The 17,863-nt window shown below is 50.5% G+C and carries 18 protein-coding genes; 6 read left to right on the forward strand and 12 right to left on the reverse strand.

Annotation, left to right across the window (positions count from 1 at the left end; translation table 11 throughout):
- The first annotated feature begins 59 nt into the window (after positions 1-59).
- Positions 60-2,546 (forward strand): heavy metal translocating P-type ATPase, encoded by a 2,487-nt coding sequence (locus ACTHUR_RS00335; protein WP_049335597.1) that lies wholly within the window; start codon positions 60-62, stop codon positions 2,544-2,546.
- Between the two features lie 37 nt (positions 2,547-2,583).
- Positions 2,584-3,024, forward strand: a complete 441-nt coding sequence (locus tag ACTHUR_RS00340) for a DNA polymerase III subunit chi (protein ID WP_004519293.1) — start codon at positions 2,584-2,586, stop codon at positions 3,022-3,024.
- Between the two features lie 76 nt (positions 3,025-3,100).
- On the opposite strand, the gene ACTHUR_RS00345 is transcribed toward ACTHUR_RS00340, so the two are convergent.
- The 7 genes from ACTHUR_RS00345 to rph form a co-directional block, all read right to left on the reverse strand.
- A complete protein-coding gene (locus tag ACTHUR_RS00345) occupies positions 3,101-3,535 on the reverse strand; it encodes a hypothetical protein (RefSeq protein WP_141744533.1) in 435 nt (144 codons plus the stop codon).
- Between the two features lie 187 nt (positions 3,536-3,722).
- The gene (locus ACTHUR_RS00350; RefSeq protein WP_004519295.1) at positions 3,723-4,133 is read right to left on the reverse strand and encodes a hypothetical protein; all 411 of its coding nucleotides are present in this window, start codon (positions 4,131-4,133) and stop codon (positions 3,723-3,725) included.
- Positions 4,134-4,227: 94 nt separating this feature from the next.
- The gene (locus tag ACTHUR_RS00355) at positions 4,228-4,551 is read right to left on the reverse strand and encodes a hypothetical protein (RefSeq protein ID WP_004519296.1); all 324 of its coding nucleotides are present in this window, start codon (positions 4,549-4,551) and stop codon (positions 4,228-4,230) included.
- Between the two features lie 68 nt (positions 4,552-4,619).
- Entirely contained in the window at positions 4,620-4,946 is a 327-nt protein-coding gene (locus tag ACTHUR_RS00360) for a purine permease (protein ID WP_224783368.1), read from the reverse strand.
- Between the two features lie 79 nt (positions 4,947-5,025).
- Positions 5,026-5,676: a hypothetical protein gene (locus ACTHUR_RS00365; protein ID WP_440361149.1), complete on the reverse strand. Its 651-nt coding sequence runs from the start codon at positions 5,674-5,676 to the stop codon at positions 5,026-5,028.
- A 337-nt stretch (positions 5,677-6,013) separates the two neighbouring features.
- Entirely contained in the window at positions 6,014-7,234 is a 1,221-nt protein-coding gene (locus ACTHUR_RS00370; RefSeq protein ID WP_004519299.1) for an aspartate kinase, read from the reverse strand.
- Between the two features lie 171 nt (positions 7,235-7,405).
- On the reverse strand, positions 7,406-8,134 hold the full coding sequence (gene rph / locus ACTHUR_RS00375) for a ribonuclease PH (RefSeq protein WP_039861956.1): 729 nt from the start codon (positions 8,132-8,134) through the stop codon (positions 7,406-7,408).
- 138 nt (positions 8,135-8,272) lie between these two features.
- On the opposite strand from rph, the gene ACTHUR_RS00380 reads away from it, so the two are divergent.
- Together ACTHUR_RS00380 and ACTHUR_RS00385 are read left to right on the forward strand one after the other, a co-directional pair.
- The gene (locus tag ACTHUR_RS00380; RefSeq protein ID WP_283116877.1) at positions 8,273-9,160 is read left to right on the forward strand and encodes a YicC/YloC family endoribonuclease; all 888 of its coding nucleotides are present in this window, start codon (positions 8,273-8,275) and stop codon (positions 9,158-9,160) included.
- 205 nt (positions 9,161-9,365) lie between these two features.
- Positions 9,366-10,316, forward strand: coding sequence for a bile acid:sodium symporter family protein (locus ACTHUR_RS00385; RefSeq protein WP_004519302.1), 951 nt, complete (start codon positions 9,366-9,368; stop codon positions 10,314-10,316).
- Between the two features lie 71 nt (positions 10,317-10,387).
- On the opposite strand, the gene ACTHUR_RS00390 is transcribed toward ACTHUR_RS00385, so the two are convergent.
- Complete coding sequence (locus ACTHUR_RS00390; RefSeq protein ID WP_004519303.1) at positions 10,388-10,933, reverse strand: TIGR00645 family protein; 546 nt, start codon at positions 10,931-10,933, stop codon at positions 10,388-10,390.
- Positions 10,934-11,129: 196 nt separating this feature from the next.
- On the opposite strand from ACTHUR_RS00390, the gene ACTHUR_RS00395 reads away from it, so the two are divergent.
- Positions 11,130-11,900, forward strand: coding sequence for a sulfite exporter TauE/SafE family protein (locus ACTHUR_RS00395; RefSeq protein WP_039862025.1), 771 nt, complete (start codon positions 11,130-11,132; stop codon positions 11,898-11,900).
- Positions 11,901-11,949: 49 nt separating this feature from the next.
- Here ACTHUR_RS00395 and ACTHUR_RS00400 read toward each other — a convergent pair whose 3' ends face one another.
- From ACTHUR_RS00400 to ACTHUR_RS00415, 4 genes are all read right to left on the reverse strand, one after another.
- Entirely contained in the window at positions 11,950-13,545 is a 1,596-nt protein-coding gene (locus ACTHUR_RS00400) for a peptide chain release factor 3 (protein WP_070588308.1), read from the reverse strand.
- Between the two features lie 213 nt (positions 13,546-13,758).
- On the reverse strand, positions 13,759-14,901 hold the full coding sequence (locus ACTHUR_RS00405) for an NADH-dependent flavin oxidoreductase (RefSeq protein WP_049335376.1): 1,143 nt from the start codon (positions 14,899-14,901) through the stop codon (positions 13,759-13,761).
- A 118-nt stretch (positions 14,902-15,019) separates the two neighbouring features.
- The gene (locus ACTHUR_RS00410; RefSeq protein WP_003745670.1) at positions 15,020-16,084 is read right to left on the reverse strand and encodes a 2,3-butanediol dehydrogenase; all 1,065 of its coding nucleotides are present in this window, start codon (positions 16,082-16,084) and stop codon (positions 15,020-15,022) included.
- 232 nt (positions 16,085-16,316) lie between these two features.
- Entirely contained in the window at positions 16,317-17,375 is a 1,059-nt protein-coding gene (locus tag ACTHUR_RS00415) for a histone deacetylase family protein (protein ID WP_049335378.1), read from the reverse strand.
- A 177-nt stretch (positions 17,376-17,552) separates the two neighbouring features.
- Here ACTHUR_RS00415 and yajC point away from each other — a divergent pair, with 177 nt between their 5' ends.
- Positions 17,553-17,819 (forward strand): preprotein translocase subunit YajC, encoded by a 267-nt coding sequence (yajC, locus tag ACTHUR_RS00420; RefSeq protein WP_003675720.1) that lies wholly within the window; start codon positions 17,553-17,555, stop codon positions 17,817-17,819.
- Positions 17,820-17,863 lie beyond the last annotated feature (44 nt).

A 17,863-nucleotide genomic window follows, 5' to 3' on the forward strand; every position in this document is an offset into this window, starting at 1 on the left:
AAAATGTAACACCCTGGGACGGTTGTTTCAGGCCGTCTGAAAAATAAATCGAACACATGATGACATCTTCCACACATCCCCAAAAAAACTGTTTCCATTGCGGACTTGAAGTCCCGGAGCATCTGCATCTGACGGTTCGTTTTGAAGACGAAGAACACGAAACCTGCTGTGCCGGTTGTCAAGCAGTGGCGCAGAGTATCATCGATGCAGGTTTGGGCAATTATTACAAACAGCGTACCGCAGACGCGGAAAAATCCGAATTGCCGCCACCGGAAGTGTTGTCGCAATTAAAGCTATACGATTTGCCCGAAGTGCAGGCGGATTTTGTCGAGGTCGGCGCAGGGGATGAACGCGAGGCGGTGTTGATGCTGGGCGGCATTACCTGCGCCGCGTGCGTGTGGCTGATTGAGCAGCAGTTGTTGCGCATGAAGGGCGTAGTGCGCGTGGATTTGAATTACAGCACCCACCGCTGCCGCGTGGTGTGGGACAGCGCCCACATCGAATTGTCGGACATTTTGCTGAAAATCCGCCAAACCGGTTATACCGCTGCGCCTTATGATGCGCAAAAAATCGAAGTGCAGGCGCAGAAGGAACGCAAACAGTTTATCGTCAGATTGGCCGTGGCCGGTCTGGGTATGATGCAGACGATGATGTTTGCCCTGCCGACTTATTTTTACGGCGGCGACATCGAGCCGCTTTATTTGGAAATCCTGCATTGGGGCGGCTTTTTGATGGTGTTGCCCGTTGTGTTTTATAGCGCGTTGCCGTTTTACCGCGGCGCGTGGCGCGACTGGAAAAACCGCCGTGTCGGCATGGATACGCCGATTGCCATTGCCATTGTGATGACCTTTATTGCGGGTATTTACAGTTTGGCCACCAACGCAGGGCAGGGCATGTATTTTGAATCCATCGCCATGTTGCTGTTTTTCCTATTGGGCGGGCGTTTTATGGAACAGATTGCCCGACGCAAAGCAGGCGATGCGGCGGAGCGGTTGGTCAAACTGGTTCCGGCATTCTGCCACCGTTTGCCGTCTTATCCGGAAAGCGAAGTCATCGAGGAAGCCGCAGTCGTCCGCCTCAATATCGGCGATACGATTGTTGTGAAGCCTGGCGAAGTCATTCCGGTGGACGGTACGGTTTTGTCCGGCGAAAGCGAAGTTAACGAAGCCATGTTGACCGGCGAAAGTTTGCCGATTGTCAAAAGGCCGTCTGAAAAAGTAACCGCCGGCACGCTTAACACCAGCAGCCCTTTAATCATCCGCACCGACCATACCGGTGGCAACACGCGCCTGTCCCATATCGTCAAACTGCTCGACCGTGCGCTGGCGCAAAAACCGCGTGCCGCCGAGTTGGCCGAAAAATACGCGTCCAGTTTTGTGTTTGGCGAACTTTTGCTTGCGATTCCTGTTTTTATCGGCTGGGCTTGGTATGCAGATGCGCACACCGCCTTGTGGATTACCGTTGCCTTGCTGGTCATTACCTGCCCATGTGCCTTGTCGCTTGCGACTCCGACTGCGCTGGCTGCTTCTACCGGTGCGCTTGCCAAAGACGGGATTCTCATCAGCGGCAAACAAAGCCTGGAAACGCTTGCTCAAATTGACGACGTCGTGTTCGATAAAACAGGTACGCTGACCAAAGGGCAGCTTTCCGTCAGCCGTATGTTGTCAGCAGGCCGTCTGAACGAAGTCCAAGCCCTTGCCGTTGCCCAAGCATTGGAACAGCAATCCGAACACCCCATCGCCCGTGCCATTTTGAACCATACGCTTTTAGACGGACCTGTATCCGCGCTTGATGTGAAAGTGCAGCAACGGGTCAACCGTATCGGACACGGTGTCAGCGCACAAATCGAATTGGATGGCAAAACCCAAGTTTGGGCTTTGGGCAAAGCGGCGTTTGTTTCGGAAATCGCCGGTAATCTGCCTGAAACATTTGCCCATATCGACCACACAGGCGGCATTATTTTCTTGGGCAATCAAAGCGGTTTTCAGACGGCCTTTTTGCTGGAAGACCAAATCAAAGACAGCGCCGCTGAAATGTTGCAAAACCTGAAACAACACGGCATCCGTCTGCACCTTTTAAGCGGTGACCGTCAAGCTGCCGTAGCCCAAGTCGCGCAAGAGCTGGGATTGGATGCCTATCGTGCCGAAGCCACGCCTGAAGACAAACTTGCTTATGTGGAAAATCTGCAAAAACAAGGGCGTAAAGTCATGATGATCGGCGACGGGATCAACGATGCCCCCGTCCTTGCCCAAGCCGACGTGTCGGCCGCCGTGGCCACGAGTGCCGATGTGGCGCGAGACGGTGCGGATGTGGTTTTGCTCAATGATGATTTGAACGTTTTGCCCGTGATGATGGAACAGGCACGCCGCACCCATCAAATTATCCGCCAAAACCTGACTTGGGCTAGCGCATACAATCTGGTTGCCGTTCCGCTGGCCGTGTTTGGTTACGTTACCCCGTGGATCGCCGCGCTCGGCATGAGTTTCAGCTCGCTGCTGGTGTTGGGCAATGCCTTGAGATTGTTGAAAACCAAAAAGGCCGTCTGAAACCGGCCAATCCATTGCCTAAACGAAAGAATACGCCATGCCTAAAGCCACTTTTTATACACACGTCGCCCGCCCGGCCGCCTTTGCCTGCCGCCTGATTGCGCGCGCCATACGCGATGGCGGGCAGATTTTGGTGTGGTCGGATTCTGCCGCGGCAGTGCAGCAACTAGACGTTGATTTTTGGCAGCAAATTCCCGAAAGCTTTATTCCGCATGAAGTCTGGCTGCCTACCGACCCCATGCCGTCTGAAACGCCGGTATTGCTTGCGTTTGGAAACGCATTGCCGAATATTTCGCAAGATTGCACGGTTTTGAACCTGTCTGCTGATTTCTGGAGCCAAGCCCCGGCCATTCCAAACCGTATCCTTGAAATTGTGGGCAACAGCTTAGAAGATTTGGCCGAAGCCCGAGACCGTTTTCGAGCTTATCGTCAGAGCGGATTTGAGATTGAGCATTTTTCGAGAGGAGGGAAGGATTGAGTGTTGGAGATATTCAAGGCCGTCTGAATATAAACAAAGGGACATTTTGATGATGTCCCTTTGTTTTTTAGATTGATTATCGGAAGGCTTCGTGCCATATACCATAAAACATGAGGCAACAGCAGAAAGAGTAGAAATAGTGGAAAAAGCGTTCAAAAAGGGAAGTATTGGCAAGATACCATTGAACAGACTGATGGTGGTGTTGGGGATTTTTGAGGATTAAGTTGGGGAAACGGACAATCGAAGGTACGGCAAGCAAGTCAAACAGATTGAGGAAGACTGTAACCGATAATGAAAAACCGATTGTCTCATGAAATACGTCGAATGGCTGTAATGACAGGGTGTGTGCAAATAGGGAGGTTAGGGCAGATTTGTTGGACATCCATAAATAAAACAGTCCACCGATAGACAAGTAAAGTGCCAAACGAATCCATATAGATAGCTTGCGTCGCAAATAGAGGATGAAGAATAAGTTGAGCAGGATAAAGAAAATAGGAAAAACTGATTTCATGGGTTTGTTTGCTTACAGTTTGGTATTTAAAGCTGCTAAGGGAAACGCATTATTGCTTGTATGAAGGGCTGCCTTAGGAAAAGACAGTCTGAAAAGGCCATTCTATTTTAGGCCGTCTGAAAAAGATTTGCGTAAGGGCAAGGGTTTCAGACGGCCTTAAGTTTTTTTGAAGTCAAAATCCGATGGTTTAGGATTCGGTTTTTGAGGCCGCATTGGCGAAATAGCGGTTGGATACCGGATTGAAGATGAGGAGCAGCAAAACAGGGTGGAGAATGGATTGAATAATGATTTGTTGAGAACTATAGCTCGCCATATCGCTATACACCATGATTAGCGAAGAGGCCGCTAGCACAATAGCCAGCCAACGGGCAGAACGGTTGCCTGAAAGCAGGCCGACAGCAATAAATACCGGTAAGGAAAGGAGGATGAAGTATAGGGGCATAGACAGCCACCAAGGCAGGAAAGGGAATGCCAAGGCTGCAACCTCTATCAGTAAATCGCCCGAATAAATCGCAAGAGCAACCGTAGTAAAGCAAGTAAGGGCAGTTATGATGAAATAGAGAACGGTGGCGATGGTAACAGGGACTGGACGTTTCATGTAATAAAAGCCTTGGAGGGGATATCGGGGATAAGGATTAAAATCGGTATTGGCCAAACCTTGTTATCGAAGGCGATGGCCGTCTGAAAGCAGGCTATTCGTCTTTCTCAAATGAAGAATGCTTGATAATGGCAGGCTGGAAGACTGCAACCAAATAGAGCATGATAGGAAGGATGAGATACGTAAAAGGAATATCTGCGCGAAATAGTGCAATCAGAAAGGCAAGGTATAAGGTCAGCAGGGCAAGGAAAATAATGCTCTTTTTCCATGTCGCTTGGCGGATTTCTTTTGCAGTTGGCTGCTTATAGCGGACTTTTTTGTGGCAGGTCGGGCATTCTTTAATGCTTTTCAGTCCTTTGAATGCACTACCTCGAATCGGATTGGAGCAATGCGGACAAAAAAATGGGGACGATTTCATTATTTTTTATTGGGCCGTATAAAGTATTGCCCATCCGGAAAAGTGGGTTGGATGGGCAAAGTATATGTTTATTCGTCTTTTTCAAAAGATGAAAGTTTGTTTTGAATCGGGATAATGTAGTAGACGAAAAAGCCGATAACTAATGCCATACTGATATATTGGGGGAATGTACCAAACAGGCTGATCAGTATTGCCGCTACGATGCAGACAACTACTACAAAAATAGCGAAAGGTTTCAGCAAAGCTTTGAAATATTCGCCAACAGGCGGTTTTTTGAATTTGACTTTTTTATGGCAGGAAGGACATTCTTTGACTGCGGCCAAACCTTTAACCAATCCGCCTTGGATCGGGGCATGGCAGTGTGGGCAGGGGAGTGAAGGGTTTAGATTATTCATTGTGTTCAACCTGACTTAGGGTTTGGAAAGGTGGTATCGATGTTGCCGATACCACCGATATTTATCGGAAACAATAGGCTTATTGGGAGTATTTTTTGCCTAAAGCTTCGGCAGCTTTTTGTACTTCTTGATTGGCTGCACGTAGGGTTTCTTGCAATTTTTGAGATTTTTCTTGGAAATCATTGGCAAATTTGAGCGAATCTTTATCTTTGCCGTTGATAGTCAGCTCAGAAGCATGTTTGCCTGCATAAATCATCATGTCGTTGGCAGCACTGCTGACTTGTAATGCACGATCCAGAACTGCTTTGATTTCAGGATCTTTGATGTCGAGGGCAGCTGCGCTCTGATGGAATTGTTCCAGTGCGGCAGTCAGTTTGTTCATCTGCTCCAAAGCTTCTTTTTCTTTATTTTGGTTAGCCAAGTTTTGCAATTCTAGGCCTAGCTGAGTAATTTTTTGAGCTTCTTCACCAGTGGTGAAGTGAATGAATTTTTGCAATTCGGCAAGACCGTCTGGAGATTTTTTATCGGAAATGACGATAGGTTCGGCCAGTTTAGGATCTGCTTCCGGGAATTCGCTCAGAGCTTTTTCGTATTTGTTGGCAGAGCTAGATTCGCTTTGAGCAACTTGTTCTGCCGGTTTGTCGCTGCTGCCTTTATTACCGGAGTCGCCGCAGGCTGCCAGCAGGGAAGCGGTCAAGATCAGCATACCGAATTTGTTTAATACGTTCATATTAGGATTCCTTCTTAAGTTAGGAGAAAATTGGGGGAAATTTGTTTTTATTGATGAGCGTAGATAATTGTTTGTACTTTTGTCCTATTTTATTACAGATTTGTTTATTTTTCTCAAATTAGGTTAAGTGGTATGTTTTTGGAATTAAACGGCGAAGGTGGATGGTTGTAAAATATTGAATATATAATGAAATTAACAAGGGTAATAATAAGCCAGGCTACACTGTTTTGAGCTAAAGTTGATTTTTTTTATTAAGATGTTGTTGATTTATGTAATGGAAATAAAAAAGGCCTTCTGAAACAATAAAGTTTCAGAAGGCCTTTTTGACTGGTTGGAATTAGTTGCCTAAGTCGAATGCTTTGTGCAGAACGCGGGTAGCCAGTTCCATGTATTTTTCGTCAATCAGGACGGATACTTTGATTTCGGAAGTTGAAATCATTTGGATGTTGATGCCTTCTTCTGCGAGGGTGCGGAAGATTTTGGCGGCTACGCCGACGTGTGAACGCATGCCCAAGCCGACTGCGGAGACTTTGCATACGGTGTCGTCGCCGTCGATGTAGGCGGCGCCGATGCTGTCTTGGCGTTGTTGCAGGAGTTCGATGGTTTGTTTGTAGTCTCCGCGTGGAACGGTGAAGGAGAAGTCTGTTGTGCCTTCGCTGCCAACATTTTGGATGATCATGTCGACTTCGATGTTGGCATCGGCAACTGCGCCGAGGATTTGGTAGGCAACGCCGGGTTTGTCAGGTACGCCGCGTACGTTGATGCGTGCTTGGTTTTTGTCGAATGCGATACCGGTTACGGCTGCTCTTTCCATGTTGTCGTCCTCTTCAAAGGTAATCAGGGTGCCGTTGCCGCCATCTTGCAGGCTGCTGAGTACGCGCAGGCGCACTTTGTATTTTCCGGCGAATTCTACGGAGCGGATTTGTAAAACTTTTGAGCCGAGGCTGGCCAATTCGATCATTTCTTCGAATGTGATCGTGTCCATGCGGCGTGCTTCGGGTACGACGCGCGGGTCGGTGGTGTAAACGCCGTCTACGTCGGTATAAATTTGGCATTCGTCGGCTTTGAGGGCTGCGGCGATGGCAACGGCGGAGGTATCCGAACCGCCACGGCCGAGGGTTGAGATATTGCCTTCGCTGCTGATGCCTTGGAAACCGGCTACGATAACGACTTTACCGGCAGCCAAATCGGCACGCATTCTTTCGTCGTCGATGTTTTCGATGCGGGCTTTGGTGTGGGAAGTGTCGGTTTGGAGGGCGACTTGCCAGCCGGTGTAGCTCTTGGCGTCAACGCCGATGTCTTTCAGGGCCATGGCCAGCAGGCCGATGGTCACTTGTTCGCCGGTAGCGAGAACGACGTCGAGTTCGCGCGGATCGGGATGCTCTTGCATTTCGTGCGCCAGTGCGACCAGTCGGTTGGTTTCGCCGCTCATGGCGGATACGACGACTACGATGTCGTGTCCTTCGGCGCGGGCTTTGGCGACACGTTTGGCTACGTTTTTGATGCGTTCGGGCGAGCCTACTGATGTGCCGCCGTATTTATGTACGATTAACGCCATGTTTCGTGCTTTCTTGTGGGGGTTGTCGGGCAGCTTGGTTTGCTGGAAAAAGGGTTATTATTACTATTTTTTACATGGAATTCAAGGATAGAACGCGCTTTTTTGAGTAAATACGCATAAAGGGGTTTGGTTAAAAAAGGCCGTCTGAAAGTTTTCAGACGGCCTTGCTGATTATCGGGCCAAAAGAGCGGCCTGCTGGTGTTGAACCAATTCAGCAATGCCTTTATGCGCGAGGGCAATGAGTTTGCCCAATTCTTCGATGCTGAAGGGTGCGCCTTCGGCTGTGCCTTGGATTTCGATGATTTTGCCGGATGCGGTCATGATGATGTTAACGTCGCTGTCGCAGCCTGAATCTTCTGGATAGTCCAAGTCCAAAAGCGGTACACCGCCCACCACGCCGGCGGAAACGGCGGCAACGGCTTCACGGATGGGGTTTTCGCTGATAAGGCCGTTTGAAAGGAGTTTGTCTACGGCGATTTGCAGGGCAACGTAGGCACCAGTAATGGAGGCGGTACGCGTGCCGCCGTCGGCTTGGATGACGTCGCAGTCAATCAGGATTTGGCGTTCGCCGAGTTTTTCCATATCGACGACGGCGCGTAGAGAGCGGCCAATCAAGCGTTGGATTTCTTGTGTGCGTCCGGATTGTTTGCCCGCGGCGGCCTCGCGGCGCATACGGGAGGCGGTGGAAGCCGGCAACATACCGTATTCGGCCGTTACCCAGCCTTGTTCTTTACCGCGCAGGAACGGTGGGACATTTTCGTCGATGGAGGCAGTGCAAATCACTTTGGTGTTGCCGCACTCAATAAGGCAGGAGCCATCGGCATGGGGGAGGAAATTGGGGGTAATTTTGATGTCGCGCAGGCTGTCGGCGGCGCGGCCGGTGCGGGTGTAGTTACTCATGATGAACCTTTGGGGGGAATAAAAAATAGGTTGCCTTGAATTATAGAGGAATTTGGCACCAAAGGCCGTCTGAAAATCGTCGGTCGGGTGTGTTATAGTGTCCATACTTTCACTCGTATTTGGAAACGGAGTAAAACCATGGCTACAAGACGAACTATTCAAATCCACAGCATGACCGGCTTTGCCAATGCCGCAGGCGAATGCGGAGGCAAGCGGATTAATTTGGAAATCCGCGCGGTCAACCATCGTTATTTGGATGTTCAATTCCGTATGCCGGAAGAATTGCGTTATTTGGAAGGCGCGTTGCGCGAGCAGATTGCCGCGGCTGTGGCGCGCGGTAAATTGGAATGCCGCATCCAGCTGCAGGATGCCTCCTCGGGCGGACAGACTTTGGAGGTCAATCAGGATTTGGTTGCCCAACTGGCGCATTTGAACAAAGAATGGCGCAAGGAACACAATTTCGGCAAGCTGAGCGTGGCAGACGTTTTGCGTTTCCCCGGCGTTTTGGCAGGCCAGGGCGAAGATGCCGAGGCTTTGGCCAAAGGCGTTAAAGATTTATTGACCAGCGCTTTGAAAGAGTTTACAGCCGCCCGCAAACGCGAAGGCAAAAAACTGGGTGAGCACCTGCTGCAACGCCTGGATGGCATGGAAGAGATTGTGGACGCTTTGAACGAATTGTTCCCCAGCCTTCTGCAAGCGCATATGGATAAAGTCAAAACCCGTTTGGCAGAAGCCGTCGGCAATATCGACAACGACCGCTTGCAACAGGAATTTGCTTTATTCATCCAAAAATCCGATGTGGATGAGGAATTCAGCCGTTTGCGCACCCATATCGCCGAAGTACGCCGTATCGTTACCGAAGGCAAGGGCAGCGTAGGCAAACGTTTGGATTTCCTGATGCAGGAGTTGAACCGCGAAGCCAACACTTTGGGCAGCAAAGCCATCGCCGCCGAATGCACGCAAGCGTCGGTTGAACTGAAAGTCTTAATCGAACAAATGCGCGAACAGGTTCAAAATATCGAATAAATCGATAATGAACGGATAAAACAAGGCCGTCTGAAAAGGTTTCAGATGGCCTTTGTGTTGATATTGGGTGGAGTTAGTGTGGTTTGTTTTTAAACATTATTGGATGATGGATTTCCTGTTTCGTTACTGTCATTGCGCACAAGAGTTAATATGTGTTAAATTATGGCAATTATTGTCATGATAAAAACATACAAAGGAGTAAAATATGAACTTTCTGACCGCTATCAGTCGGCAAATGACCCGCTTCACCGCCTTGATTATCGTCCTTGCCTCCATTATCGCCTTTATCGAACCTGCTACGTTTTCATGGGTAAAAGGCGATACTCAAGTCGTTGTACTCGGTATCATCATGCTCGGTATGGGCATGACTTTAGGCAAAGAAGATTATCAAATTCTGGCGCAACGTCCGCTCGATATTTTTATCGGCGCCATCGCCCAATACACGATTATGCCCCTGCTCGCTATCGGTATTGCCAGAGCCTTTGACCTCTCGCCTGGATTAACGCTGGGTCTGGTTTTGGTCGGCACCTGCCCGGGCGGTGTTTCGTCCAATATCATGAGTTTTTTGGCTAAAGGCGATGTCGCCTTTTCAGTCGGTATGACCACCGTCTCCACCGTCCTTGCGCCTGTGATGACGCCGCTGTGGATGACTTATTTGGTCGGACAAACCGTCGAAATGGACGGCTGGGGTATGTTCAAATTTATGTTGCTCGTTACCTTGTTGCCTGTGGTTATCGGTTCTGCCGCCAATATATTGCTGCATAAAAAACACTGGTTTGAAGACGTGCGCGCGATTATGCCTGCTGTTGCCGTTGTCGCGTTTGCCTGCATCGTCGGCGGCGTTGCTGCCGTTCACGGCCACCGCTTTGCTGAATCCGCCTTCGTTATGGTACTCGCCATCGCTGCCCACAACATCGGTGGCTACATCCTCGGCTATTACAGCGGCGCACTGACCGGCATGAACACCGCCAAAAAACGCACTCTTGCCATCGAAGTCGGCGTACAAAATGCCGGACTTGCCACCGGTTTGAGTGCTAAATTTTTCCCCGGTAATGCCGAATCTGCCGTTGCCGCCGCCGTTGCCTGCGTTTGGCACTCTGTGTCAGGAACGGTTTTGGGCAATTTGTTTGCCTGGTGGGACAAGCGTAAGCAATAAGCTGTAAACATTGCCAGATAGCAAAAGGCCGTCTGAAATATTTCAGACGGCCTTTTGATTGCCTTTTATTATCAATGCGCTTTATGCGTCGTGCTGTACACGATTTTGTCCGTTAAAGCCATGGCGAGGGCGGAAATCAGGAAGCAGATGTGGGTAATACATTGCCACATGATTTGTTTTTCCGACAGATTGGCGGCGTTGAGGAAGGTTTGCAGCAGATGGATGGAGGAAATGCTGATGATGGACATCGACAGCTTAACCTTCAAAACCGAAGCATTGACATGGCTGAGCCATTCGGGCTGGTCGGGATGTTCGTCAACGTGAAGGCGGGAGACGAAGGTCTCGTAGCCGCCGACAATGACCATGGTCAGCAGGTTGGCAATCATCACAACATCAATCAGGTTCAATACGGCGATCATGATGGTGTTTTCATCCATGATGCTGAAATTGGATACCAAGTGCCACAAGGATTTGAGGAACTTACAGGCATAAATGACTTGGGCGATAATCAAGCCTATATAAATCGGCAGTTGCAGCCAGCGGCTGGCAAAAATGAAATGCGCGAAGATGCCCATTCGGTCGTGGGCTGTGCGTTTGGTCGGGGTGGAATGTTCCATAAAATGTGTTGTGTGTAGGAAAGATAAGGGGCGGCATTTTAATGGAAAAATTTTTAAGCCGCAATTTGAGCGGTTGAATTTAAAAAGAAAGGCCGTCTGAAAACAGGATATCGTTCCTTGTTTTTCAGACGGCCTTGTAGGTTGTCAGGACAGGCAAATACGCGCAAAATCGCTTTGCTTTTTAGAGATGGACATTATGCTTGCAGATTCGTTTTTTTATTATCTGGTGTTGGTCGGCTTTGCCGCAGGGCTGATGGATGCGGCGGTTGGCGGAGGCGGGCTATTGCAGATTCCCGGATTATTCAACCTATTGCCAAACGCTACACCTGTGGCCTCGGTAATGGGTGTCAATAAATTTGCTTCCTGCTGCGGCACGCTGACTGCGACGGGGCAATACCTGCGCCGAATCCCCGTGCCGTGGAAAATGCTGCTGCCTGCCGCGGTGTTGGCATTTGTCGCTTCATATTTGGGCGCGAAAACGGTGGTGTATTTCCCCGTGCAATACATGAAACCGACGATGTTGGTCATCATGATTGCCATGTGTCTGTACACTTTTTTGAAAAAAGACTTGGGACAGACGGTGCGCACTGAAAAGCTGACGCGCCGCGAAACTTTATGGGGCTTATTTTTCGGCGCGTTAATCGGGTTTTACGACGGCGTGTTCGGGCCGGGAACGGGCAGCCTGCTGGCTTTTGTGTTCGTCCGCTTTTACGGCTATGATTTTTTAGCGGCTAACGCCTCGGCAAAGGTCATCAATTCGACCACCAATCTTGCTGCGCTGACGTTTTTTATTCCGCAAGGCCATGTTGTGTGGGCATGGGCGATACCGTTGGCGGTGGCGAATTTGTGCGGCGGCGTGGTCGGCGCGCGCTTGGCAATGCGCGGCGGAACCAGGCTGCTGCGTTATGGGTTTATGTTGCTGCTGTGCCTGACCATCGGAAAGTTTGCTTGGGATTTATTGGGTTGATATCGAATGAAAAAAAGGCCGTCTGAAAGTTTCAGACGGCCTTTGCGTTTTACAGTTTAACCGAATGCTCGCGCGTTTCGTGGAACACGATGTCCGGCCAGCGTTCCTGCGTCAGGTTTAAGTTGACGCGGTTAGGCGCAAGGTAGGCGAGGTTGCCGCCTGCGTCTATCGCCAGATTGCCTGCGTTAGCTTTTTCAAATTCCGCCAGCTTTTTCTTGTCTTCGCACGATACCCAGCGCGCCGACCAGATGGATGCGCTGTCGAACACGGCTTCTACGCCGTATTCGTTGGCCAGCCGCGAGGTAACGACTTCAAACTGCAACACGCCGACCGCGCCCAAAATCAAATCTGCGCCGCTCATCGGTTTGAAGACTTGTACCGCGCCTTCTTCGCCGAGTTGCTGCAAACCTTTTTGCAGTTGCTTGATTTTCAGCGGATTTTTGATGCGGACGCTGCGGAACAGTTCGGGTGCGAAGAAGGGAATGCCGGTAAATGCCAGTTGTTCGCCTTCGGAGAAGCTGTCGCCGATTTGGATGTTGCCGTGGTTCGGGATGCCGATGATGTCGCCGGCGTAGGCTTCTTCCACCAGCTCGCGGTCGTGCGACATGAAGGTTACCACGCTGGAGGCGGCGATTTCGCGGTTGATGCGCAGATGTTTCATCTTCATGCCGCGCTCGAATTTACCGGAGCAGACGCGCAAGAAGGCGATGCGGTCGCGGTGTTTCGGGTCCATATTGGCTTGGATTTTAAAGATAAATCCGGAAAACTTCGGCTCATCTGGCTCGACCATGCGTACGGTCGCATCGCGCGGTTTCGGCGCAGGCGCCCATTCAATCAATGAATTGAGGATTTCCTGAATACCGAAGTTGTTAATTGCCGAACCGAAGAACACGGGCGTGAGTTCGCCGGCGAGGAATTCGTCGAGATTGAACTCGTTGGAAGCCGCCTGCACCAATTCGATTTCGTCGCGCAACTGTTGGATTTCCAACGGAAAGCGTTGTTCCAATTCGGGATTGTCGATGCCTTTGATGATGTCGAACTCGTGCGGCAGGCGTTCACCGCCCGCTTCAAAGAGATAGATTTCGTCGTTCAGGATGTGGTACACGCCTTTGAAGTTTTTGCCCATGCCGATTGGCCAAGTTACGGGCGCGCAGCGGATTTGCAGGATGTTTTCTACTTCGTCCAAGAGTTCCAGCGAATCGCGCACTTCGCGGTCGTATTTGTTCATGAACGTAACAATCGGCGTATTGCGCAGGCGGCAGACGTTCAAGAGTTTGATGGTTTGCGCTTCCACGCCTTTTGCCGCGTCGATGACCATCAAGGCGCTGTCGACGGCGGTCAATACGCGGTAGGTATCTTCGGAGAAATCTTGGTGTCCCGGCGTGTCCAAGAGGTTGACGGTATGGTCTTTGTAGTCGAACTGCATCACGCTTGATGCCACGGAAATGCCACGCTGCTTCTCGATTTCCATCCAGTCGGAGGTGGCGAATTTGCCGGTTTTCTTGCCTTTTACCGTACCCGCGCTCTGAATCGCGCCTGAAAACAGCAACAGTTTTTCGGTCAGCGTGGTTTTACCCGCGTCAGGGTGGGAGATGATGGCAAACGTGCGGCGGCGGCGCACTTGGTCGAGGATTTCTTGGGACATGGTTTTCTTTGCAAAAAGTTTCAGGCCGCTTTTTCAGACGGCCTGAAGGGTATGGGTGTTGGAAAACAGGCTAAAATAAGGGCGTGTGCGACACGCCCTGCAATAGATTGAAAGATGCGGAATTGTACAAAAAAATGCTTGATAATTCAATGTTTGCACCAAACCAAAGGCCGTCTGAAAAGTTTCAGACGGCCTTGTGCTATGAATCGATGATTAAATATCCATCGGTTTCCATTCCGCGCCTTTTACCGGCGGCAGCCATGATTGCGTACCGCTGGAGGCAAATCCCCACAAGGTGTCGGGGAGGCCGTAATGGTCGGCGCGTGTCGGGTCGAGTTGCGTTTCGATTTCAGCTTCGCGGCCTTCGCGGATTTGCGTGGCGATGTGCGGATTAATCATCACGGTTTTGCCCAAGGCGATAAATTCTGCCCAGCCGGTTTCATAGGCGGCCAAAATTTGGTCGGCGGTAAACAGGTTGCCCACGCCGATAAGCGGCAGTTTGCCGTTGATGCGTTCGTGGATAAACTGCATACGGGTTTGGGCGGTATCGCCGCCGCGACGGATTTTTTTATCAAATTCCCACAGGGAAACGTGCAGATATTGCAGCGGTTTTTGTACCAATGCGTCAATCAGTGCGCCGGTTTCGGTCATGGTTAAGCCGTCTTCGCCCGGCTCTTCGGGGGAGAAGCGGTAGCCGATAATGAAATCGTCGCGCTGGTGTTTTTCTCGGACGGCAACCACGGCATCGACAACGGCCAGCGGGAAGCGCATTCTGTTTTCCAAGCTGCCGCCCCATTGGTCGTTGCGGCGGTTGCTTTGGGCAGAGTAAAACTGTTGGATTAAATAGCCGTTCGCACCGTGGATTTCCACGCCGTCAAAACCGGCACGAAGCGCCAAATCGGCGGCTTGCGCATAAGAGGCGATGAGTGCTTCGACTTCTTCTGCGGTCGCTTCGCGTGCGTGTTCGGCTTCGTTGGCGGAAGCGCTGATTTTGTCGAGACCGTCCAAAAGGTCATCAATGGCTTTGGAACCGCCGTGATGGATTTGCAAAATCGCTTTTGTGCCTTGTTGTCGCAGGATTTGTGCGGTTTCTTTCAGGCTGTCGAGGCAGTGTTCGCCTGTGGCTTCAGGTTGGCCGTGAAAGGCTTTGCCGTCTTTTTGAACCAAAGTGGCGGCCGTGATAAACAGGCCCATATCGCCTGCGCGGTTGCTGAGGAAGGTACGCTCTTGGTCGCTGATTAAACCGTCGGTTTGTGAACCGAAATGGGTCATGGGGGCGACGGCAAGGCGGTTTTTGATGGTTACGCCGTTATTGAGGGTGTATGTTTGAAAGAGTGGGGCGTATTTTGGATTCATGAGATTTTGCTCTTGATAAGTGAATGGTTGGCAGAGGATTGGGCCATTCGGGAATTTATCAAGTAAACAGGCCGTCTGAAAAGTTTCAGACGGCCTGTTTATTCTTTAAGCCTTAGGATTAAAGATTAGGATTAACAATGATTTTTACTGCGGATTCATTGTTGTGGATCAAGCGCTCGAAGCCTTCGGAAATCAATTCGTCCAGTTTGATGCGTTGGGTGATGAAAGGCTCAAGGTTGATTTTGCCTTCTTCAACCAATTTGATGGTTTCGGCGTGGTCGTTGCAGTAGGCGATGGTGCCGCGCACGTCCAGCTCTTTCATCACAACGCTGTGGACGTTGATGGTAGCGGGGTGGCTCCAAATGGATACGATGACGACTTTCGCAGTCGGACGGCATGCTTCGACCATGGTGTCCAGCACTTTGTTGACGCTGGTGCATTCGAATGCAACGTCTACGCCTTCGCCGTTGGTCAGTTTTTTCACTTCTTCAACGACATCGACTTCGGATGGGTCGAGGATGTAGTCGGCCACGCCGGCTTCGCGTGCTTTGTCTTTACGCGCTTTGCTCAATTCGGTGATGATGACTTTGATGCCTTTGGCTTTCAGTACGGCAGCCAACAGCAAACCGATTGGGCCTGCGCCGCCGACCAATGCGACGTCGCCTTCTTTCGCGCCACTGCGTACATAAGCATGGTGGCCGACAGACAGAGGCTCAATCAAAGCAGCTTGGTCCAATGGGATTTTGTCGGAAATAGGGTGTACCCAACGGCGTTTAACGGCAATTTTTTCAGACAAGCCGCCACCGCAGCCGCCCAAGCCGATGAAGTTCATGTCTTTGGAGAGGTGGTAGTTGCTGCCTTCGCCGGTCGGTACGTCGTCGCGGATGATGTAGGGTTCGACAACAACGTGTTGACCGACTTTGATGTCGTCCACGCCTTCGCCTACGGCATAAACCACGCCGGAGAACTCGTGACCCATGGTGACTGGCGCAGACTCGCCGGAGATTGGGTGCGGATGGCCGCAAGGCGGAATGAAAATCGGGCCTTCCATGAATTCATGCAGGTCTGTACCGCAGATACCGCACCAAGCAACATTGATGCCGACAGTACCCGGAGCTACGGTTGGCTCGGGAATGTCTTCGATGCGGATGTCGCCTTTGTTATAAAAACGTGCTGCTTTCATTGTAACGCTCCTTTTTTAAAGTGGAGGCCGTCTGAAAAAGACGGTCAATTGGGGAAAGGGAAGCAGTGTGGCGTGTGAAATGTTTTTATTGATATGTTTTATGTTTGTTATTTTACTACTGATAATATGGAAATGGTTTGTCTTTGCTCAAATTAAAGTTTGTAAATGAAAAAAAAGGCCTTCTGAAATGGATAATCTGTTTTCAGACGGCCTGGGCAATAGTTTGAATGCGTTATGGTGTAGGATTGTTACTTTTGCCGCGCTTCAGATGCTTTTGGTAGGCGATGACGTAATCGGCCTTGCTTAAGCCCGCCAATACGCGGATGTGGGCGGCGGCGGATTTGGACATGGATTCCAAGGTATAGCCGCCTTCCAGCACGGAAACAACACGTCCTTGGCAGCTTGCCGTTGCTTGGACGATTTTGTGCGTCAGCCAGGCAAAATCGGCTTCATGCAGGTTCAGACGGCCTGTTTCGTCTTGTTTATGCCCGTCAAAACCTGCCGAAAGCAACACCAACTCGGGGCGGAAGGCCGTGAGCTTGGGCAGCCATTGTTCGCGGATGGTCGTGCGGAAGATACGGCTGCCTGTGCCTGGTTTGAGGGGCGTATGCAGCATATTTTTATTGCCGGCGTATTGTTCCGCCTGAGGGAAGGGAAAGATATCGGTTTCAAACAGGTTGAAAAACATCACGCGCGGATCGTCTTGGAGAATCTCCGCCGTTCCATCGCCGAAGTGGACGTCGAAATCGATGACGGCGATGCGTTGCAAGCGGTATTGGGCAATGGCGTGCATCACGCCGGTGGCGGTGTTGTTGATCAGGCAAAATCCGCCGGCGCTGTTGCTGTGGGCATGGTGGCCTGGCGGGCGGATGGCGCAAAAAGCATGCCAGGCTTTTTTATTCATCACCATATCGACTGCCTTGACAACGGCTCCGGCCGCAAAACGGGCGGCTTGAAGGGAGTCGTGGCAGATGACCGTATCGTCATCGATGCGGTGGATTTTGCCGGGGAGCGGCTGGGCGGCTTCCAACTCGTGCAGATAGTTGCGCGAGTGGACCAATGCCAGCTGCGCATCTTTGATTTCCGGTGCTTCGGTGGTTTGCAGGCGACGCCAAATGCCTTCTTGTTTTAAGGCAGTTTGAATGGAGCTGATGCGTTCGGGCCTGTCGGGATGGTTAGGCCCCGGCTGGTGCTGTAGGAATATCGGATGCGAAATCCATACGGTGCGGGCGTTTTTGCCAAACAAACGGCGTAGGCGGGTGCTGATGCGCCAAAGGATTTTTTTGAACATGGAACAGTATGTGTCGGACAAGTCGTAAAGACTGCTAAATATGGTTAATAAATACGGAAATACTTGGAAATTTTTCAGACGACCTTTAGAATAGCTCAATTTTACAGTCCAACCAATGTATTTGATTGCAGTGTGCAGTTTTTTACTTAATCTAAAACTTGAAAGAACGGATATATTATGAATCAAGCAGTGGCTCAATTTGCCCCTTTAGTGCTGATCATGGTGGTGTTCTACTTCCTGATTATGCGTCCTCAACAAAAGAAATTCAAAGCGCACCAAGCGATGTTGGCCGCTTTGAAAGTCGGCGATAAAGTCGTTTTGGCGGCAGGCTTCAAAGGCCGCGTGACCAAAGTCGGCGAGCAATTCTACACTGTCGACATCGGTCAAGGTGCGAAAATCGAAGTGGAAGTTGAGCGCAACGCGATTGCCGCGAAAGCCGAATAATCCGTTTTTTTGCAAAAAGCCGCCTCATTTTCCGAGCGCGGCTG

Source organism: Neisseria sp. P0021.S007, assembly GCF_051956855.1.